Genomic DNA, 19,148 nt, shown 5'->3' with positions numbered 1-19,148 from the left:
TAACCCTTTCACTGCCCCACCTTCACATTCGCGTTCGGCGCTTCGCCAAACATCTCGGGCGAATACATGGCTTCGATGCGCGTGGCCGGCAGGCTGAAATCCCCGGCATTGTTCAGGCGCACCGTGTATTCCACGCTCCAGTTACCTTTCGGCACGAAGGCGTAATAGGCGCGGAAAGCGTCAAACGCCCGTTCCTCGAACGTGGGCCAGACCCAGCCCGTGGATTTTTCGCCGGCCGTCAGCAGCTGCGAGTCGCGCCCCAGTCCATTGCCCAGCACCGTGGCGCTGGCCGGTATCGGGTCGTCGACCACTACCCAGCTCATGTCCGCCTGCGCCGACAACTCCAGGCGCACGCGGTAGACGTCGCCGCGCGACCATTGGCCGGTGGTTTTCTGTTCCACCGGCGTTACGGTTTTCTTGATCGTGTAGCCGCTGGACACGGGCGCCTTGAGCGGAATGGCCGCCAGACTTTGCACGGTGGCCCACGGCTTGCCCGTGCCGCTGTGTGCCAGGCCCAGGGTATCCGTGCCCGTCGGCCACGCCTGCAGCACGGGGCCGACTTTCGCCGCGCCATTCCACACGAGCGCTTGCGTATCGCCGCCCAGTTTGACGGCACTGGCGCCCGTCACTTGTGTCGACTCGAATTTGGCCGAGAATTTGGCGATGGCCAGGGTGCCCCAGGCATTGGCCACCGTCGTATCCCAGCGGCCCTTCTTCTGGCGCCCCATGCTGCCGCGCACCAGGCGGCCGATGTCGTCCTTCCACGCCGGGTCGTCTATCACGGCCAGTAATAAACGGTTGGCGTTGACGTCGCCGGACACCATCAGCCACCACCAGTTATCCTTGCGCTCGGTGGAAAAGCCCATGGTGGTGCCCTGGAAATTCAGGCGCGAACGCAAGATCTGCTGCGCCTCGGCCAGCAGCGCATCGCGGCGCGCCAGGCCAGGCGTGCGTTGCAGCAACAAGCTCCAGTCGATGACGGCGGAGGTCGGCCACAGGTTCGGGCTGATGCTGATGCTCTCGAGCGCATCGGGCGGCACCTTGTTCGAACGAGACAGCGCTTCCAGCGCGGCCAGCTTGCGCACGGCCAGGTCGGTCGTGGCCAGCGCGGAGCGGCGCACGATCTTGCCCTGCACGAAGGCCGTCAACGCTGCTTCCATGCGGTTTTTCGTCTGTTCAGGAATCGCATAGCCCGCTTCCCTGGTGGCCGACAGCACGTAGGCCGTCAGGCTGTCGCTGCCCTGCTCCATGATGGGAAAGTATTTCAGCAAGCCGTCGCCATCGAGGTAGGCGGGCAGGCTGGCGGCCAGCCGGTTCCACGCGTCCTGGTCTTGCAGGGCGATGGCCTTCGACGTGTTTTGCTCGAAGCAGGTGTACGGGTAGGCGGCCATGTACTCGCGCACGCCGGGCAGCTCGCCGCCCAGCTTGGCGACAAAGCTGGTCTGGATGCCGCCCCGGCCCGGCAAGGCGCCGGCCGGCATTTGCACGGACATATTGACGGGCTTGTCGATCTGCATCAAGGTGGCCTGGTACGTGCGCACGGGCGTGGCCTGGCCGACTTTTTGCGTGATTTTCAGTTTATCGGAGGTGTTGCCAAGCCCGCTACCCGCCTTGGCGCTGATCTCCCAAACGACCGTTTGCGCACCGAGCGGCACCTGGTAATCCCAGCCCGTCTCGCGCGCTTCGCCCGCCGCCAACGTCAAACTCTGGCGCGGCAAGGACTTGCCAGCCGCCATGGCATTGAGGTCCACGTTCAAGGATGCGGCCGAGGTGTTGCGCACCGTAAAGCCCGCGCGCAACTGATCGCCTTCGCGAACGAGGGACGGCAAGCCCGACATCAAGATCAAGTCTTGCGAGCTGCGGATATCCGTGCTGCCCGTGCCGAACAATTCCTTGCCGGCACTGGCAATCGCAACGATGCGGAAGCCCGTCAGGGAATCGTTGAGCGGCACCTGCACCGTCGCTTCGCCCTTGGCGTCGAGCTTGACGGTGCCTTTCCAGAACAGCAGGGTGTCGAACAGCTCGCGGCTGGCGCCCTTGCCGCCGCCCCCGCCGGCCGGAAACGCCTTGCGGCCGAAGTGGCGCTTGCCGATCACCTGCATCTGCGCCGTCGCCGTTTCCACCTGCAAGCTGCGCTGCGCCATCATGGTATCGAGCAACTTCCAGCTATCGTTGGGCATCAGCTCCAGCAAGCCCGTGTCGACGGCCGCCAGCGCCACTTCGGCGCCGGCCGGCAGCGGTTTTCCGTCGGCGCGGCGCACGCGCACGGACACTTCCGCCTTGTCGCGCGTTTTATATACTTCCTTGTCGGACACGACCATGACGTTCAGCTCGTGCGCCTGCCAGCCCACGTTCAGCGGCGCGATGCCCATCTTGTAGGCCGGCTTGCCCAAGTCGACCAGGGCCGTCGGCTGCACGCCATCGACCCGGCCCCGCACGACAAACACGGACACATACACATTCGGTGCGTAATTCGGTTTGACCGGGATGTTCACCACAGGTTCCCGGCCGTTCAACTGGCGCACATAGGTGTCGAGGATGCCTTCGCGCTCGACCGTGATCAGCGCCGTGCCCGAACGGAACGGCATGCGCACCTGCAAGCTCGCTTCCTGGCCCGGCTCATAGCGTTTCTTTTCCGGCAAGACGTCGATGCGGTCGTTGTCGCTGGCATTGAACCACCAGTCGCCGCTGCCGGCCACCCACGTTTCGCGGTTGGCGACGGCCGCATTGCCGGCACTGTCCTGCGTGCGGGCGCGCAACACCAGATTGCCGCTGGCGGGCGCCTTCACGTCGCAAGTCAAGAGGCCCTTGTTGTCCGTCTTGCCCGAGCACGCTTGGCCAAGCTTGACCACTTCGCTGCTGTTTTCATACGCATAGAAGCCGCCGATCAGCCGCCGGCGGTGCGAATAGCTGTTGCGCTGGAAGAAGTCGACGGCCACGGGGGCATTCGCCACGGGCTTGCCATAGGTACCGAGCACGGCCACCGTGAACTTGAAGGCATCCTTGCTCAAGGCCCAGGCGTCGGGCTTGATGCCGATCACGTAGTTCGACGGCCACAGCGGCACGCGCGTGGCGACGGATGCCGTCTCGCCATTCGCATCCTGGAACGCCATTTCCGCCACCAGGTCGCGCGGCACGGACAGCTGCGGCAACTGGTCGATGACGATGCGCGCGCCGCCCGCCTTGTCCAGAGTCAAGCTTTGCGTGCGCGCAGCCGTCGCGCCGGGGCCGGCACGCCCGCCATTGCCCTCGTCCTGCCACTCGCCCTCATCGTCGTCGTAGCCCGTGCCCTGTTTCACCAGGCCTTCCTTCACGTCGCCGTTGCTGAAGCTGAAATCGGGATAGTCGGCAAACGTCACGCTCTTGTCTTGCAGTACCGTGCGCAGCTTGACGGGCGCGTTGGTGGCGGCGCCGCCGGCCAGATACGTGATTTGCGCATCGAGGGCCAGCTGCTTTGCCTGCACGGCGGGGGCCTTCGGTCCCTGCAGCACGGCTTTCATGGTCGGTACGCGAAACGCTTCCACGCGGAAACTGCCGGACGGGCGGCCCGCCATCGTCACGCTGTATTCGCCCTGCTTGGCGTCGGCGGGGATGAGCCAGTCGCTTTCCGCCGTGCCGCCGGCGGACCAGCGCAGCGGTAATTGATAGTTCTGGTCGCTGCCCTGGTGCGTGATGACGACGGAGGTGGCGCTGCCGGGACCGTTGTTCTTGTCGACCAGGCTCATGCCTTCGGCCGTGTGCTTGCGAATAAAGTGCTTCATGTGCACGGTTTCGCCGGCGCGCAGCAAGGTGCGGTCGAATACCGTGGCCAGCAAGGTGTTGTCGGCGCGCGTGTCATCCGTGGGCAAGTTGAAACGCCAGGCTTCGATGCCGCCCACCCAGTCCGACAGGGTGAACGTCATGTCGCCGCCGCTGCGCGCACTGATAAAGTAGCGGCCATTGTTCTTGCAGCTGGAATTGGCCAGCTCGCCGGGAATGTGCGCCACGCCGTCCGCGCCCGTGGCGCCTTGCCACAGCAGCTTGCCGGCGCAGTCGCGCACGGCCACTTGCGCTTTCGCAACAGGCACGCCCTTGTCCAGCGACGTCACCCACACGAGCGACGATTGCGCGCCATGCTTGAAGTGGGCGGCCAGGTTCGTCACCAGCGCGGCCGTGCGGATATACGCGGTCGTCGGTTTGCCCAGCAACGCCTTGCCGAGGATGGGGCTGGCCAGCTCGACCACATAAAAGCCCGGCTTCTGCAATGGGATGCCGATCACTTCAAAGGTTTTCCGGCCATCGGGACGCGGCAGGCTGATGGGGCGCGTGCCGGCAGCGCCCGCCAGCACGGATTTGCTCATGTTGCCCGCATACTGGGCGTAAGGCTGCCAGTATTCGCCCCCGTCGCCATTGCCGGCCAGGCGCTGCATCCACTCGATGATGAACTTGTCGTCATTGTCGGGCACGCGCAAGCTGGCGCCCGTGGCAGCAGCCGAGGCTTGCGCGACTTCCTTGCCCGACAGCACAGGCTCGATATTGCGCACGGTGACGGGCAGCAAGCCGTCGCCCTTCGCTTCGATGATGCCGAACGGGGCCGGGAATTTGAGCAGCGGCGGCTGTTCGCCCGTGCGCACCGTCATGGGGAAGCGCGCGCGGTTGAGCAAGGCGCGGCCCGCATCATCCGTCAGTTTCGGCGGCAAGTTCAGCACAAAACTGGCCTGCACGGGAAATGGACCATTGAAGGTGGCGCCATACAGGAATTCCGCCTTTTCTTCCTCTTTTGAAATCGTCGGCGCATAGGTCTTGCCGCCGCCGTTCAGGGTCATGGCGCGCACCTGCGCCGCGCTCACGGGCGCGGAAAACTGCACGCGCATGGGCAGGAAGGGAATGCATTGCTCCTTCGGATTGCTGCGCTCGCAGCTGAACTTGGCCGTGAAGTCGGGACGCGTCTTGAACTGCAGGGTTTGCGCCTTGTCCGTGGCGATGCCGCCGGCGCTGGCGATGCCCTCGCCCCACACCAGCGACACCTTGGCATTGGCGGGGAAGCTGCGCTTGCATTGCAGCACGGTGACAGGCAAAGGCGGCGCGCCCTTGCTCGCAACGGGCATACCCGCTTTCCACACGACGCCCCGCTTCTTGAAGTACACGGTCAGGTAGCGGTCGAGAAAGCTCTTGCGCAAAGTCAATACCTGCTCCAGCTCCTTGCCTACAAGCCGCCGCACGGGAATCTTTTCATTGATGCCATCGGCGCGGCAATACGCGTTGGCGGCCACGCTGGCCTCGTTCGGTGCGGCATCCAGGCCCAGCACGAAGATCTGGTTTTCATCGATGTAGGGCTGACCGTCATACGGTACGGCCTCGACGATGGCTGGCCCGCCCGTGGAAAAACGGTAGGACGTGCTTCCCTGCAGGGTCTGGCCCGCCAGGTCCTTGAGTCCCGGCTTCAAGGTAAAGCTGCAGGCCACGCCGGCCGGCAAGTCGCGCTCGAAATCGAAGTTCCAGTTGCGTTCGTCGGCCCAGCGACCCGCGCCCGCCACGACGGCCGGCTCGGCCTTGCCGCAATCGATGGCGAACGGCGCGGGCAAGCCCATGTCGCCGAACGGCACCATCGGCGTGGCGAACTGGGCCCGCACCTGGCGCACGGCCTTGACCGTGCCGCTCGGTGAAAACAGGGACACGCCGCTATCGGCCCAGGCTGGCGCCGCCAGGCCCAGCGACAGCAGCAGGCACAGCGGGCCCAGCTTGCCGGACAGCGGGGAAGTAAGAACACGGGACAGGTCAGGCACGGATGACTCCTTGAGAAAAAGTGGCGGAGCTGGCTGAGGCGCGCAAAAGTTGCCTGGCGGAAGCCCAGAAAAACAACAGAACGCGGCCGGAATACAACATCAATGTATTATTAGTTATCAAGCTCATCATTGTTGCTAATATACAGTGGCATGCAGGTGACAAGTCGTACGATTGCCTGTCGCCGCGGTGCCAGGCAATGACCGTGCTTGTAAAAGTTTCACCAATAAAATTAGTTTTTTTCAACACCAAAATCTTTGTCGTGAATCTGCAACACTATTGATATACCGCAATGCTTTGTGCGCCAGCGCACCGACCACCTGAACCTGCAATCGTATTCTCTAGTCCAACAGCAGTGCATTTATCACAAGAATGCGCACCTGGAAGTGTGGTCTATATCTAGCAATAGCACGTGTAGCAAGATGTGTCTTTGATGCCGTAGAGAAAATCTCTTATCAACGTTGGGAGTTACTTGTGAATAATCTAAAAAAAATCGCCGTTGCCGCCGCAGTCCTGTGCTCCGCCCTCGGCGCACAGGCCCAGGAAATCAATCCCTCCTGGTATATTCAACCTAGCATCAACGCACTCAAGCCAGATTCCGACTTCGCCACGGATAAAACCGGTTATGGCGCAGGCTTGCGTTTCGGTAAGCCTGTTTCCCAGGACTGGGATATCCAGCTGGGCACCACGTATGCCCGTTCCAAGGATGGCGGTCAGCGCTACCAGCAAAATACGCTGGGCGTAGACGGCTTGTACATGTTCTCGCGCAAAGCCTTCCGTCCTTTCCTGCTGGTCGGTGCCGGCATGCAGCGCGACAAGGACACCAGCTTCGCCTTCGGTGAACGCACAAAGAGCTCGCCATACGCGAGCGTGGGCCTGGGTTTCCAGTCCAGCATTACGGAGCAGCTGTCCCTGCAGGCTGACGTGCGCAATGTGCACGGTTTCCTGCGCGGCAATACGTTCGACCCGAGCAGCAAGTCCAACAACTACTACGTCACCGTGGGCTTGAACTACGCGTTCGACAAACCGCCTGCACCGCCGCCACCACCGCCACCGCCGCCAGTACGTGAAGAAGTCGTCGTGGTCGTGCCGCCACCACCACCGCCACCGCCGCCACGCTTTGAAAAAGTGACGATGTCGGCAACGGAACTGTTCGCGTTCGACAGCGCCAAGCTGGGCCCGACGCAAACCAAGCTCGACGAAATCGCACGCGTGCTGAACGCAGCGCCGGACGTCAACAACGTCGTCATCAGTGGTTATGCCGACCGTATCGGTTCGCCCAAGTACAACCTGAAACTGTCGCAGCAGCGCGCTGACGCAGTCAAGGAATACCTGGTCGCGCACGGTGTCGCCGCCAACCGCCTGACGGCTGAAGGCAAGGGTTCGACCAATCCGGTCGTGGAGTGCAACAACAAGAAACGTGCCGACCTGATCAAGTGCCTGGAACCTAACCGCCGCGTTGAAGTGGAACAAATCACCATCGAACGCCGCGTGCAGTAAGCTCGACAGTGGTACGCCACTTGTGAATTAAAAAAAAGGGGCTCGCGCCCCTTTTTTGCATTGAAAGCCATCATGAATTTCTTTACCCGCTATCCCAGACTGGCCGGTCTCGCGCCGTTAAGCAAGCAGATGCGCAGCGTCGTCTACTGCTCCGTCACCGAATGGCTGGAACACCGCGCCTCGAGCAAGGGCGCCGCCCTCGCCTATTACACCCTGTTTTCCATCGCCCCCATCCTCGTACTGGTGATCGCCATCGCCGGCTTTTTCTATGGTCCGGCCGCCGCGCGCGGCGAGCTGATGGGGCAACTGCAGGGCTTGCTGGGCACGCAGGGCGCCGAAGCCATCCAGCTCGTGCTGGCCGGCGCGAAAAACCATGAACAGGGCCGCATCGCCACCCTCATCGCCAGCGCCCTGCTGCTGTTTGGCGCCACCAGCGTATTTGCCGAACTGAAAGCCAGCCTTGATGAAATCTGGCAAGTGCCACCCTTGAAGGAAGCGGGCGCCTGGGACATGGTGCGCACGCGCTTGCTGTCGTTTGGCCTGGTACTGGTGCTGGCCTTCCTGCTGATGGTGTCGCTGGTGGTCAACGCCGCCATGGCCATCCTCGCCAACTTTTGGGAAGGCGTGTGGAAAGACACTGCCGTGCTGTTTACCATCCTGTCGAACCTGATCGGCTTTGCCGTCATCGCCAGCCTGTTTGCCGTCATCTATAAAATGCTGCCGCGCGTGCGCCTGTCCTGGCGCGACGTGCTGATCGGCGCCATCGGCACGGCTTTCATGTTTTCACTGGGGAAATATGCGATTGGTGTGTATATCGGCAATAGCGGCGTGGCCAGCAGCTATGGCGCCGCCGGTTCGCTGGTCGCCCTGCTGCTGTGGGTGTATTACTCGGCGCAAATCTTCTTCCTGGGCGCCGAGTTTACGCGCCAGTTCGCCCTGCAGCTGGGCAGCATGAAGGATATGCCGAAGACGGAAGACGGCGACGTGCAAGTGAAGATACTGAAACGCCACCAGTCGTAAGGTGTCGCTCCGGATGCAGCAACGGCGCCCGCGGGCGCCGTTGTTCTTGGCCTTGCCGCAAGCTATTCGCCCAGCAGTTCCGCCACCACTTCCATGCCTTGCACGCGCTCGGCCACGACCTTCACCATGACGATGATGGGCACGCCCAGCAGCAATCCCCAGACGCCCCACAGCCAGCCCCAGAACAGCAGGCTGACGAACACGGCAGTGGGATTCATGCGCGCGATACGCCCCGTCATCCAGGTGGTGACAAAGGTGCCCACCAGGGTGGCGATGGCCATCGACGTGCCCGTCACCAGCAAGACCATTTCCAGCGATTCGAACTGCAGGAAGGCGACCAGGCCCGTGGCGATGGTGATGAGCAAGGGGCCGAAATACGGCATGATGTGCAGCAAGCCGGCCACGATGGCCCAGGCGCCCGCGTTTTCCAGCCCGATCACGCGCAGGGCGATCCACATCAGGACGGCCAGCAAGACATTCGTGACGAGCAGCATGAACATATAGTTCTGGATTGAAGTGTTGATGTCTTCCAGGATGTGCACGGTGACCTTCTTGCGGCTCAGCGACGGTCCCGTCAGCTTGACGAGCTTGCGCTTGAAGGTGTCGCCCGACAGCAGCAGGAAGAATACGAGGAAGATGACCATGGTGGCCTGGCTGAGGAAGCCCACCAGGCCCAGCGAACCGGCCCAGACCCAGTCCATGATCTTGAAGTTGGGCGCCTCGGCCGCGGCGGCGCGGCGGTTGTTGCGGCGCGCTTCGGCGCCGGCGGCCACTTGCTCGATTTCATTGGCCACGGCCTGCATCTTCTGGAAGGTGCTGTTCTTGCCGCCCGTATTGGCGGCGATCAGCCGCGACAGTTTATGCGTGGCGGCCGGCAACTCTTCAACGATGGATTCGAATTCGCCCTGCACGCGCTCGACCACGACGATGGAGCCGAACAGGATCAGGGCCGTGACGGCCGTGGCGCCGATGGCGCGCGGCAGGCGCAGCTTTTCCAGCCAGGCGACAACGGGATTGAGGGTGTAGGCAATGAAAATGCCGAAGATGACGGGAATGAGGAATTTCTGTGCCCACTGCAGCGCATAAATAAAGCTGACGGTGGCGATGATGCCCAAGGCCATGCCACGCGCATTGACATGCAGCGGCAAGCGCAAGGTTGAGTCTGGCTGCTCCACGGGCGCGCCGGGAGGAGGCCCGGCAGGCTCGGTGGAGGCAGCCGCCACCGGATCGGGCGGGGTATCTGAAGGCTGGGTATGCATGCGATTCCCGCGACGGTCGGTGGAAGGCCACAGGGCCAGCCGTGAGGCTGGCCGCTGCGGCAGGTCAGGCCATTACTTGACGCGGATGTCGTTTTTCACCGACTTCACGCCCTTGACGCCACGGGCGACTTCGCCCGCTTTGGCGGCATCGGCTGGCTGGGCAACGAAGCCGCTCAGCTGAACCACGCCCTTGAAGGTTTCAACGTTGATTTCCGTCGATTTCAGGGTAGGCTCATTGAAGATGCTGGCTTTCACTTTGGTGGTGATCGCGGCGTCGTCGAGGTATTCGCCCGTGCCTTCCTTGGTTGGGGTCGAAGCGCAGCCTGCAACGGCGAACAGGGAAGCGACGAAAAGGCCAGTAGCGATAGATTTAGTAAATTTCATGGTTTTTTCCTTAGGAGTGGTCAATCAATGTGCTCACAATGAGCTTCTTATACCAGTGTGGTGACTGCGCGCCGGAGGGAGCTCAGTAGCCAAACTGGGTTTTTGCAGCCTTGATACAGTCATCCTTGGCTGCGCCGGCCAATGCATCGCATTTTTCTGTCGCGACCTTGTACTCGGCTTTTCTTTTTGCTTCACGCGCATCGCTGCGCGCTTCGATGACTTTCTTGTCCGCCTTGGCGTCGGCCAGGGCCGCCACTTTGGTGGACTTGGCCAGCTTGACGCAGACATCCTTGTCGTTGCCCGTCAGCGCATTGCAGCGGGCCAGATCGACATCGTAATTGGCATCGGCAATCTTGATGCGCGCCTTCGTGTAGGCACGCAGCGTATTCGTGTATTGCGCCTGGGCCACGGCTTCATCGTAGGTGCGCACGGCCTTCGCTTCGGCGATGCAGACATCCTTGGGGTTGCCCGTGATTTTTTCGCACTCGGCATGCGCCAGTTTGTAATTCAGGCCAGCCTGTTCATTGGCCGCCTTGTAAGCTGCTTTTGCTTCCGGCGTGGCCGCCACTGCCTGACCGCCCCATGCGGCGCATGCCAGGCTGACGACGATGGCGGTGAAAAGCTTATTCTTGTTCATGTTGTATTTCTCCCTGGTGGTAGCAAGCATGTCTGCTTGGCATGACTACCGTTTTACGTGGATAGTCGCCGCTCTTCTGTACGCTGCCGTACACAAGTAATTTATTTTGAAAGTGGAAGGGCAATATGGAGAAATAACAACGTTTTTGCCGGATCGCTCCAGCCCGCACTACCCTTTTCGACTGCAAATAAGTACGTGCGGCAGCGTACAGACCGGGGACAGGGGCATGACTAAGATGGCTCTACACCCTCACCTCGTCAGGAGAATAAAATGAAAACCAACGCCACCTTGGCTGCACTGATGCTCGCCGCCACCGCCGTACTGAGCGGTTGTGCCACCGGCCCTACCCAGTCGCAACAATATTACCCGGCCAACCAGCCTGAGTCCGCCATGTACGGCACCGTCGACTCCATCCAGATCGTGCAGGGTGGCGGTCAAACCAGCGGCGCCGGCGCCGTGGTCGGCGGCATCGCCGGCGCCCTGCTGGGCAATACCATCGGTTCGGGCAGCGGACGCACGGCCGCCACCGTGGCGGGCGCCGTCGCCGGCGGCGTCGTGGGCAACCAGGTCGAAGGCCGCAGGCAGCAGGCGCAGGCCTACCAGATCAGCGTGCGTCTCGACAACGGCGAATACCGTACTGTAGTGCAGGACAACGCGAATGATTTGCGCCCGGGCAACCGCGTGCGCGTCGTCGACGGGCGCGTCTACCGCTATTAATTCTCGGCGGAGCTTGTCAGCAGGCATCCGCCATCTCGCATGAGTCGTACCATAACAAGGAGTTGCCATGGGCACCATCATTCTGATCATCTTGATCCTGGCCCTGGTCGGCGTCCTGCCTACCTGGCCGCATAGCCGCAACTGGGGTTACGGCCCCAGCGGCATCGCCGGCCTGGTCGTAGTGATACTGATCCTGCTATTACTGACGGGCAGGTTGTAAAAAAAGGCGCTACGGCGCCTTTTTTATTTCAAGGAGGAAATATCATGACTATCCACAATACACTCTTGGCCACCCTGTTCGCCTGCAGCCTGGCGCCGATGGCACTGGCGCAGACGGCCACGCCGCAGCCGGGCGACCCGCAACGCTGGTACCAGGAAGACAGCACGGCGCAAGCCCAGCTGCGCACTTTGCGCAAGGAAATCGCCGCCGCCCTGGCCGAGGCCAAAAAAGCGTGCCGCCTGGAGCCATCCGCCACGCGCGCCACCTGCCTGAAGGAGGCGCAGGATACTTACCGGCAAGACATGGCGAACGCGGAAAAACTGCGTGCAGCGGCGCATCCGCAGTGATGCGCCGTGCTGTTGCGACGCTGAACAACATTGCAACACCTGACAAAACCGTCGCGAGCGGGAGGGAGAGGTGGCTAAGAAGCGCAACCGTACGGAAGGTACGGTGAGCATCGCAGGCCGCCTATACCGACGCGCAGCAGGTTTTGACAGGCGTCACTAAGCCGCATCGCGCTCATAGGGCGGGAGTTCGTGCACCACGAGCGGCGTGTCTTCCGTGACGAAGGCCAGCCAGCCGGCCGCCTTGATCGCGCGCAAGCCATCCTGGTAGCCCTGCTCCCAGCGCCACTCGATGGAGCCCTTGGAGAAATTGATGTCTTTGGCCGCCATGTGCCAGTCGCGCCCCGCATACGGCAGGCGCACGATGTGCATGGTGCTGTCGCAGCCCAGCGCTACGAGCTCTTCCGTCTGCTGGCGGTTGTGCTTTGTGTCGGGCAGGCCGGCGTACAGCTCGCGCAATTTGCGCTGCAAGGTGTGCGTATTGACATAATCGGCGATATGGCGTTTCGAGCGCGAGGCGAAGGTGACGTCCTTTTGCCGCGTCTGCACCTCATCGAGGGTGGTCGGTTCCGGCCCTTCCGAGCTCCACAGGTCGACCATGAAGACCAGGGTGTCAACGTGGGGCGTGTCGTCGAGCACGGTTTCCAGCGGCGTGTTCGAGTACAGGCCGCCATCCCAATATAAATCGCCATCGACGCGCACGCCGGCAAAGCCGGGCGGCAAGGCGCCGCTGGCGCGGATATGGTCCGCCGTCAGCGGTTGCTGCTGGCTGTCGAAACTGGTGAGGCTGCCGCATTTGACGCGCAGGGCGTTGACCGTCAGGCGCATGCCGCCGGGCTGGTTCAGGTAATCGAAATCGACCAGTTCCTCGAGGGTGCTGGCCAGCTCGCTGGTGTCATAAAAGCTGGCCTCTTCCGGCTTGACGGCGATTCCTGCGGAGAACAGGCTGAAAATGCGCGGCTTGAAGAAGCCGGGCACGCCGCGCAACACGGTATCGAGCGTGGCCAGCCAGATGTTCGAGCGGCGCTGCTGGTCTGAAACGAGATTCATGTCGACGCTGTCGCGGTGTGCCACGCGCTGCCAGAACTGTTTTAAACGCACGAGCCTGTCCTCGTGCTTGTTGCCGGCCAAAATGGCGGCATTGATGGCGCCGATCGAGGTGCCCACCACCCAGTCGGGCGCCAGGCCATGTTCGTGCAGCGCATGGTAGACGCCGGCCTGGTAGGCGCCCAGTGCGCCGCCGCCCTGCAGCACCAGCACGATGCGCAGGCGCGAGGGATTTAACTGATTGATCGGTGTCTTTGAATTCGTCATCAAGATGGCCCCTCTGTGCGCCGCGCAAAATGCGGCGTGAATCATTGTAAGGGATTGCGCCTGCCCGTGCCGGACGTTGGGTACGGGCAAAAAAAAACGCCGTCAATGACGGCGTTCCTGTGCAACACGGCTGGCGTTCAGCGCTTGCGGCGCAGCCAGCTGGCGGCCACGGCGGCCACGGCCACGAGGACCAGGGCCGGCTTGACCAGCTTCTTGCGCCCGATAAACGATAACGCCGTCAGCACGTAGGGCATGGCGCCCTGCAAACGCATGCCGCCCGGCGCCAGCAAGGACTCGACGCGGTGGCCGGCAAAGCCGACCGCCGTTTCGACCACGCCCTGCAGCAGCGATTCGGGACGCAGGGCATAGCCCACATTGGCGCGCGCATGCACGATGCCCACGCGATACATTTCGCCCTGGGCGATCAGCAGGCGCTTGCGGGCGGCTTGCGCCGCCAGTTTGTCGGTTTCCGACATGAATTCTCCTCGTGAGCCCGCTTACATCAGCATGTCGCGGTCGGCCTTCAATTCCGCCATGGTGGCAGGCATGGACAGCTTTCCTTGACGCAGCATGGCGCGCGCATACATGACCAGCGCGATGGCCAGCATTACGAATACGACCGTCATGATCGCCAGGATCTTCCAGCCCAGGCTATCCCAGGCCAGGAAAACGATCAGTACGCTGCCGTAAGCGATGGCAAACAAGCCCGCCACTGTCGCCAGGGCGAAAATGACCACGAGCTGCAGCATGTGATTGCGCACTTCCGACAGTTCGATGGTGGCCAGTTCCAGCCGCGACAACATCAGGCCGACGGCGTTTTTGGCCAGGCCGGCGACCGAGCCGATCAATCCCGGCCCCTGGTGAGACGAAGCAGACTTGTCCATATCGCTCCTGACAATGGATTACTTGCGGCCCAGGATGAAGCCGACCAGTACGCCGACGCCAGCGGCGACGGCTACCGTGCGCCATGGGTTTTCCTTGACATAACCGTCCGCCTGGGAGGCGAGCTGTTTGGTAGCAACGATGGCCGACGCTTGCGCTTCGTGCGCCTTGGCCAGGGCAGCGTCCAGGGTTTTCATGCCCTTGATGCGCACTTCATCGGCTTTTTCACCGGTCAGGGCGGCAGCGGCGCTGAACAGGGCTTGCGCATCCTTGACCAGGGTTTTGACATCGTTATTGACGGTGGTGATATTGTTTTCCAACATGGTTTAGCTCCTTAGCTGTGGATGAATGTAGTTACTATACCTACTTTACTCAAAAACACTATTCCATTAGATCGCGCATGTCATCGGCGTGCTCTTCTTCGACAGCCATGATTTTGATCAACAAATGGCGTGTGGTCGGGTCCTTGTCGCCAATTTTGACGATCATCTGGCGATACGACTCGATCGCTACCCGTTCCGCGATCAGATTGGCACGCACCATGCTTTGCACGTCTTCGGAGTCATCATACTCGGCATGGCTGCGCGCAAGCAATGTTGCAGGATTAAAATCTGGCTTGCCATTGAGTTGCACGATGCGTTCGGCCAGCCAGTCGGCGTGTTCCTGCTCCTGCTGCGCATGCTCAAGGAACTCGGCCTTGATGGTGCCATTGTCGCGCCCGCTCACAGTGTAGTAATGGCGTTTATAGCGCGCAATACACACCAGTTCGGTGGCCAGCGCCCCATTCAACAGGGTGATCAACTCCTGGCGGTCGCCCTGGTAGCCGGCCGTCACGGCGCCGTCATCGAGGTTTTTGGCGGCGGCGCGGATGGCGGCCGTATCGATGCCAGCTGGAATCTCAACAGATGTTTGGGTCATGATGCTTCCTTTCAAGTATTACATGGGTATCCACCGGCCAAGTAGCGGCCGGTGCTGCCTACTAATAAATCAAACGCCAGGCAAAAACCGTAGTTTGGCCTGGTGTTTTAACGGCGGGCGGGAATGGCCGTGTTATCTTCCGACAAGACGATTTCCACACGGCGATTCAGCTGGCGGTTTGCCGCCGTATCGTTGCCGGCGGCCGGATAGGCGGCGCCATAGCCTTTCGTGGCGATGCGGTCACGGCTGATGCCTTGCTCCAGCAGCGCATTGCGCACGGATTCGGCGCGGCGTTGCGACAATTCCAGGTTGTGCGCGGAGCCGCCCGTGCTATCGGTAAAGCCTTCGATCAGCACGGTGCGTTGCGGGTTGTTTTTCAGCACCTCGGCCAGCTTGCGCGCCGTATTCACGCCATCGGCCGTCAGGTTCGCCTTGTCCGTGCCAAACAGCACGTCGCCCAGGGTAATGACCATGCCGCGTTCGGTTTTCTTGGCGGCCAGGTCGGCCAGCTGTGCTTCGAGTCCGGCGGCGCGCGCTTGCGCATCGCGGGCCGATGCTTCGGCAGCCTGAGCCTGGGCCTTGGCCGCTTCCGCATCCGCTTGCGCCGTCTGGGCGCGGGCCGTGGCCTGGTCAGCCTGCTGCGTGCGCGCATCGAGGCGCAACTGGTCGCGCTGCTTGCCCGCGTTGGCGATATCGGCTTCGGCCGCTTTCTGCTTGGCGACTTCTTGCGCCGTGGCTATCTTTTGCTTGGCCAGGTAGGCCAGCTTGTCGACTTTTTCGCTATCTTCCTGGCGCGTGGCGGCGGCGTTTGCCGCTTCCAGCGCAGCGCTCGCTTCGCGGAATTCGCGTGGCGCATAGGTCGATACCATCGGGTTCGATTGCGCCGCCATGTAGTCGCCGCGGGTCTGGTCGAGCAGGCTGGTGGTGGTCGGTGCGGAGCTGCAGGCGGCAACGAGGACGGCCATGGCCAGCAGGCCGGGAATGGTGGTGTAAGTAGCTTTTTTCATGATGGAATCCTGTTCTTATTCTTGGTTATTGTTTCGGGGCTTGCTGATTGGCACGGTCGAGTTCTTCGCGCATGACGCGGATGTTCTCGTTGATTTCATCGGCGGCGCTGGTGGCCTTGGCCGAGTTGGCCTTGCTTTGCGCCAGCTTGGCATCGGCTTGCGCCTGGTCAGCCAGGTCGCGCGCCGTTTTGTAGTCACGGTCTTTCAGGGCCTGGTTAGCCATGCGCATTTTTTCGCGGGCCGAGCGCATTTCATCGGGTGCCAGGTCGGCGGCGCCGGCGCTGGCGGCGTTATCGACGGCGGCGCGCGACACGGCGACATCGGCCGTGGCTGGCGTTTTCAGGCTGGAGCAGCCCGTCATCAGGACAACGGCCGTGGCGCAGGCGGCCAGGGCGGCCAGTGGGGAAATTTTGAAATCTCGGTTTGTCATTTTTTTTCTCCTGGAGAATGTGTAAGCGTTAGGGTTCATACGTCGGTGCATCTGGAATCAGGAACGGCGTTTGATGTAGACGTTATAGGCTCCGGCTCCCCGCATATCCGTTCGGTGCCGCACATAGAGTAAGAAATCGACAATACTTGCATCGGCAACGTGCGCCAGCGCACGTGCCGGACCGTAAAAGCGAGAAACGGGCCCGGCTGAGGAGCGATTCCTGTAGCATCGTGAATACTTGTCCAGAAAGAATCGTCTACCATGCAACTGTCCCGCCGTCAGAAAATCTCCCTCGCCAGCGCCGCCGTGCTCATCGCCCTGCCCGTCACCGCCTCCATCGTCCTGATGAATATGGACTGGAACCGCGCCAAGCCCTGGCTCAATGCGCGCGCCAGCGAAGCGCTGGGGAGACCGTTTGCCATCGAAGGCGACCTGACGCTGACGTGGCAGCAGCCCACGACGGGAGGCAAACAAGGCTGGCGCGACTATTTGCCATGGCCGCACCTGCAGGCAAAGGATGTGCGCCTGGGCAACCCAAGCACCATGTCCGGGACGGACGACGGGGCGCAGCTGGCTACCGTCAGCCAGCTGGCGTTCTCGCTTAATCCCCTGGCCCTGCTGGACAAGAAAATCCTCATTCCGCAATTGCGCTTCGACACGCCGCAGGTGCGCTTGCTGCGCAACAAGGACGGCAAGAACAACTGGACCTTCGACAAACAGGAGCAGCCATCGCCGTGGCAGCTGGAATTGCAAGGCGTGGTCTTCAGCAAGGGCACCGTGTATCTGGACGATGCTGTCACGAAAACGGCGATGCGCGCCGATGTCGACACCATCGCAAACGATGCGCGCTACGGCATCGCCTGGACGCTGTCGGGCAAATACCATGGCGAAAGCGTCAAGGGCGGCGGCAAGGCCGGCGGCGTGCTGTCGCTGCAGCAGCAAGGCACGCCCTTCCCCATCCAGGCCGACATGCGCGCGGGCGGCAGCAGCATGGCCATCGAAGGCACCCTGACGCGTCCGGCCAAGCTGGCCGCGCTCGACGTGCGCCTGAAGCTATCGGGGCCCAGCATGGCGAGCCTGTATCCATTGACGGGCGTGCTGCTGCCGGAAACGCCGCACTTCAGCACGGAAGGCCATTTGACGGGCACCCTGGCGCCGCGCGGCGGTGAATGGGTGTACGACAAGTTCACCGGCAAGGTGGGTTCCAGCGACATCAGTGGCAAGCTGGCCTTTTCCGCCAGCACGCCGCGCAAGCGCCTGACGGGAGAAGTCCACTCGCGCCTGCTGCAATTTTCCGACCTGGGCCCGCTGGTGGGCGCCGATTCCAGCGCCAGCAAGAAGGAACGGGGCGTGGCATCGACGCAGCCGGCCGGCCGCGTGCTGCCGGTGGAAACGTTCAAGACGGTGCGCTGGACCAGCCTGGACGCCGACGTGCGCTATACTGCCGACAAGATCACGCGCGATGCCGAGCTGCCAATCAGCAAGCTCGACACGCATGTGGTGCTGACGGATGGCGTGCTGTCATTGACGCCGCTCAACTTCAACGTGGCGGGCGGCACCCTGACGTCGCAAATCAAGCTCGACGGCAGCGGCAAGGTCATCGCCAACGGCATCGCGGCCGAACTCAAGGCCAGCGCCCGCCATCTGCACATCCAGCAACTGTTTCCCCGCCTGCCCGCCCTGCAAGCGAGCGTGGGCGAAATCAATGGCGACGCTTCGCTGTCGGCCACGGGCAATTCCGTCGCCACCCTGCTGGGCAGCTCGAACGGCGAAGTGCGCGCGCTGATCAACCGGGGCAGCATCAGCAAGCTGCTGCTGGAAGAAATGGGCTTGAATATCGGCAGTGTCGTGCTGGCCAAACTGTCTGGCGACAAGCAGGTCAAGCTGAACTGCATGGCCGCCGATTTCGCCGTCACCAAAGGATTGATGCAGACGCGCCAGTTTATCGTCGACACGGATGATGCCGTCCTGCATATCGATGGCACGGTGAACCTGGCCGATGAACGGCTGGACCTGACCCTGCGGCCGGACAGCAAGGGCTTGCGCGTCTTTTCGCTGCGCTCGCCCCTGTACGTGCATGGCACTTTCAGCAAGCCCGACGTGAGCGTCGACAAGGGCGTGCTGGCCTTGCGCGCCGGCGGCGCACTGGCGCTGGCCGTGGTGGCGCCAGTGGCAGCGCTGCTGCCGCTGGTCAATACCGGCCCCGTCGAAGATAGCGAGTGCGCGGCCCTGCTGGCCCAGGCGCGCGTGAAACCGGTGGCGCCCAAGCCGGGGAAAGCCGTGCGCAAGGTGCGCTGAGCGCGGCGTGGACGCCTTTACAATTGTTACACCCCTATGTGCGTTGCCGAACAGACCCTGCCTTGCCGCAATCCTATGCTGTGATCGTGCCTGAAACACACGGCGTCACGAAGTCATCCGGCCCATACCATGCCGGCGCCACGAGGTCTGAATTCATAGGAGAACTATCATGCAAATCATTAAAAAAATCGCCGCTACCACTTCCGTTGCCGCCCTGCTGCTGAGCCTGACGGCTTGCGCCAACATGTCCGGCCAGGATAAAAACACCGCCATCGGCGCTGGCGTCGGCGCCGTTGCCGGTTCCGTACTGACCGGCGGCAGCGCTGTCGGCGCAGTCGGCGGCGCCGCTGTCGGTGGCGTGATCGGTAACCAGGTCAAGCCGAAGTAATTATTGCTCAAGAAAGCGGGGTGGGTGCGCAGGCGCCCGCCCCGCTTTTTTGCGTCTGCGGCACAAG

Annotated in this window: 18 protein-coding genes; 7 read left to right on the top strand and 11 right to left on the bottom strand. The window is 62.2% G+C overall.

Annotated features, from left to right (window positions below; genetic code table 11):
* Positions 1 to 8: 8 nt before the first annotated feature.
* Entirely contained in the window at positions 9 to 5,765 is a 5,757-nt protein-coding gene (locus D9M09_RS06965) for an alpha-2-macroglobulin family protein (protein ID WP_240453577.1), read from the bottom strand.
* A 472-nt stretch (positions 5,766 to 6,237) separates the two neighbouring features.
* On the opposite strand from D9M09_RS06965, the gene D9M09_RS06960 reads away from it, so the two are divergent.
* Together D9M09_RS06960 and D9M09_RS06955 are read left to right on the top strand one after the other, a co-directional pair.
* Positions 6,238 to 7,263, top strand: a complete 1,026-nt coding sequence (locus D9M09_RS06960; RefSeq protein ID WP_070224923.1) for an OmpA family protein — start codon at positions 6,238 to 6,240, stop codon at positions 7,261 to 7,263.
* 72 nt (positions 7,264 to 7,335) lie between these two features.
* Positions 7,336 to 8,283, top strand: a complete 948-nt coding sequence (locus D9M09_RS06955) for a YihY/virulence factor BrkB family protein (protein WP_070224922.1) — start codon at positions 7,336 to 7,338, stop codon at positions 8,281 to 8,283.
* Between the two features lie 62 nt (positions 8,284 to 8,345).
* On the opposite strand, the gene D9M09_RS06950 is transcribed toward D9M09_RS06955, so the two are convergent.
* The 3 genes from D9M09_RS06950 to D9M09_RS06940 form a co-directional block, all read right to left on the bottom strand.
* A complete protein-coding gene (locus tag D9M09_RS06950; protein ID WP_409026850.1) occupies positions 8,346 to 9,542 on the bottom strand; it encodes an AI-2E family transporter in 1,197 nt (398 codons plus the stop codon).
* Between the two features lie 72 nt (positions 9,543 to 9,614).
* Positions 9,615 to 9,926: a BON domain-containing protein gene (locus tag D9M09_RS06945; protein ID WP_070224920.1), complete on the bottom strand. Its 312-nt coding sequence runs from the start codon at positions 9,924 to 9,926 to the stop codon at positions 9,615 to 9,617.
* An 82-nt stretch (positions 9,927 to 10,008) separates the two neighbouring features.
* Entirely contained in the window at positions 10,009 to 10,563 is a 555-nt protein-coding gene (locus tag D9M09_RS06940; RefSeq protein ID WP_046682431.1) for a hypothetical protein, read from the bottom strand.
* A 270-nt stretch (positions 10,564 to 10,833) separates the two neighbouring features.
* Between D9M09_RS06940 and D9M09_RS06935 the strand changes: the two genes are divergently transcribed.
* From D9M09_RS06935 to D9M09_RS06925, 3 genes are all read left to right on the top strand, one after another.
* Complete coding sequence (locus D9M09_RS06935; RefSeq protein WP_070224919.1) at positions 10,834 to 11,280, top strand: glycine zipper 2TM domain-containing protein; 447 nt, start codon at positions 10,834 to 10,836, stop codon at positions 11,278 to 11,280.
* A 67-nt stretch (positions 11,281 to 11,347) separates the two neighbouring features.
* Positions 11,348 to 11,500 (top strand): DUF3309 family protein, encoded by a 153-nt coding sequence (locus D9M09_RS06930; RefSeq protein WP_010396415.1) that lies wholly within the window; start codon positions 11,348 to 11,350, stop codon positions 11,498 to 11,500.
* 44 nt (positions 11,501 to 11,544) lie between these two features.
* The gene (locus D9M09_RS06925) at positions 11,545 to 11,847 is read left to right on the top strand and encodes a hypothetical protein (protein WP_071650302.1); all 303 of its coding nucleotides are present in this window, start codon (positions 11,545 to 11,547) and stop codon (positions 11,845 to 11,847) included.
* Between the two features lie 156 nt (positions 11,848 to 12,003).
* Here the strand turns inward: D9M09_RS06925 and D9M09_RS06920 are convergent, their stop codons facing one another.
* The 7 genes from D9M09_RS06920 to D9M09_RS06890 form a co-directional block, all read right to left on the bottom strand.
* Positions 12,004 to 13,158: a patatin-like phospholipase family protein gene (locus D9M09_RS06920; RefSeq protein ID WP_070224917.1), complete on the bottom strand. Its 1,155-nt coding sequence runs from the start codon at positions 13,156 to 13,158 to the stop codon at positions 12,004 to 12,006.
* Positions 13,159 to 13,295: 137 nt separating this feature from the next.
* A complete protein-coding gene (locus D9M09_RS06915; protein ID WP_070224916.1) occupies positions 13,296 to 13,634 on the bottom strand; it encodes a hypothetical protein in 339 nt (112 codons plus the stop codon).
* 21 nt (positions 13,635 to 13,655) lie between these two features.
* Positions 13,656 to 14,042: a phage holin family protein gene (locus tag D9M09_RS06910; protein ID WP_058049427.1), complete on the bottom strand. Its 387-nt coding sequence runs from the start codon at positions 14,040 to 14,042 to the stop codon at positions 13,656 to 13,658.
* An 18-nt stretch (positions 14,043 to 14,060) separates the two neighbouring features.
* A complete protein-coding gene (locus tag D9M09_RS06905) occupies positions 14,061 to 14,363 on the bottom strand; it encodes a DUF883 family protein (protein ID WP_070224914.1) in 303 nt (100 codons plus the stop codon).
* Between the two features lie 58 nt (positions 14,364 to 14,421).
* A complete protein-coding gene (locus D9M09_RS06900; protein ID WP_070224913.1) occupies positions 14,422 to 14,958 on the bottom strand; it encodes a ferritin-like domain-containing protein in 537 nt (178 codons plus the stop codon).
* A gap of 107 nt (positions 14,959 to 15,065) precedes the next feature.
* The gene (locus D9M09_RS06895; protein WP_121668909.1) at positions 15,066 to 15,965 is read right to left on the bottom strand and encodes an OmpA family protein; all 900 of its coding nucleotides are present in this window, start codon (positions 15,963 to 15,965) and stop codon (positions 15,066 to 15,068) included.
* A gap of 25 nt (positions 15,966 to 15,990) precedes the next feature.
* The gene (locus tag D9M09_RS06890) at positions 15,991 to 16,395 is read right to left on the bottom strand and encodes a DUF4398 domain-containing protein (RefSeq protein WP_070224911.1); all 405 of its coding nucleotides are present in this window, start codon (positions 16,393 to 16,395) and stop codon (positions 15,991 to 15,993) included.
* Positions 16,396 to 16,656: 261 nt separating this feature from the next.
* Between D9M09_RS06890 and D9M09_RS06885 the strand changes: the two genes are divergently transcribed.
* Positions 16,657 to 18,693 (top strand): AsmA family protein, encoded by a 2,037-nt coding sequence (locus tag D9M09_RS06885; RefSeq protein WP_121668908.1) that lies wholly within the window; start codon positions 16,657 to 16,659, stop codon positions 18,691 to 18,693.
* A gap of 169 nt (positions 18,694 to 18,862) precedes the next feature.
* Entirely contained in the window at positions 18,863 to 19,081 is a 219-nt protein-coding gene (locus D9M09_RS06880; RefSeq protein ID WP_034758955.1) for a glycine zipper 2TM domain-containing protein, read from the top strand.
* The last annotated feature ends 67 nt before the right edge of the window (positions 19,082 to 19,148 follow it).

It is taken from the genome of Janthinobacterium agaricidamnosum (assembly GCF_003667705.1).
In the GTDB taxonomy this organism is placed as follows: domain Bacteria; phylum Pseudomonadota; class Gammaproteobacteria; order Burkholderiales; family Burkholderiaceae_D; genus Janthinobacterium.
This window is presented reverse-complemented; position numbering and strand designations above follow the sequence as displayed.

Bases quoted from the DNA above. Each gene is read 5' to 3' on its own strand.
- D9M09_RS06955 (WP_070224922.1), top strand. From the start codon at position 7,336: ATGAATTTCTTTACCCGCTATCCCAGACTGGCCGGTCTCGCGCCGTTA.
- D9M09_RS06950 (WP_409026850.1), bottom strand. From the start codon at position 9,542: ATGCATACCCAGCCTTCAGATACCCCGCCCGATCCGGTGGCGGCTGCC.
- D9M09_RS06945 (WP_070224920.1), bottom strand. From the start codon at position 9,926: ATGAAATTTACTAAATCTATCGCTACTGGCCTTTTCGTCGCTTCCCTG.
- D9M09_RS06940 (WP_046682431.1), bottom strand. From the start codon at position 10,563: ATGAACAAGAATAAGCTTTTCACCGCCATCGTCGTCAGCCTGGCATGC.
- D9M09_RS06935 (WP_070224919.1), top strand. From the start codon at position 10,834: ATGAAAACCAACGCCACCTTGGCTGCACTGATGCTCGCCGCCACCGCC.
- D9M09_RS06930 (WP_010396415.1), top strand. From the start codon at position 11,348: ATGGGCACCATCATTCTGATCATCTTGATCCTGGCCCTGGTCGGCGTC.
- D9M09_RS06925 (WP_071650302.1), top strand. From the start codon at position 11,545: ATGACTATCCACAATACACTCTTGGCCACCCTGTTCGCCTGCAGCCTG.
- D9M09_RS06920 (WP_070224917.1), bottom strand. From the start codon at position 13,158: ATGACGAATTCAAAGACACCGATCAATCAGTTAAATCCCTCGCGCCTG.
- D9M09_RS06915 (WP_070224916.1), bottom strand. From the start codon at position 13,634: ATGTCGGAAACCGACAAACTGGCGGCGCAAGCCGCCCGCAAGCGCCTG.
- D9M09_RS06910 (WP_058049427.1), bottom strand. From the start codon at position 14,042: ATGGACAAGTCTGCTTCGTCTCACCAGGGGCCGGGATTGATCGGCTCG.
- D9M09_RS06905 (WP_070224914.1), bottom strand. From the start codon at position 14,363: ATGTTGGAAAACAATATCACCACCGTCAATAACGATGTCAAAACCCTG.
- D9M09_RS06900 (WP_070224913.1), bottom strand. From the start codon at position 14,958: ATGACCCAAACATCTGTTGAGATTCCAGCTGGCATCGATACGGCCGCC.
- D9M09_RS06895 (WP_121668909.1), bottom strand. From the start codon at position 15,965: ATGAAAAAAGCTACTTACACCACCATTCCCGGCCTGCTGGCCATGGCC.
- D9M09_RS06890 (WP_070224911.1), bottom strand. From the start codon at position 16,395: ATGACAAACCGAGATTTCAAAATTTCCCCACTGGCCGCCCTGGCCGCC.
- D9M09_RS06885 (WP_121668908.1), top strand. From the start codon at position 16,657: ATGCAACTGTCCCGCCGTCAGAAAATCTCCCTCGCCAGCGCCGCCGTG.
- D9M09_RS06880 (WP_034758955.1), top strand. From the start codon at position 18,863: ATGCAAATCATTAAAAAAATCGCCGCTACCACTTCCGTTGCCGCCCTG.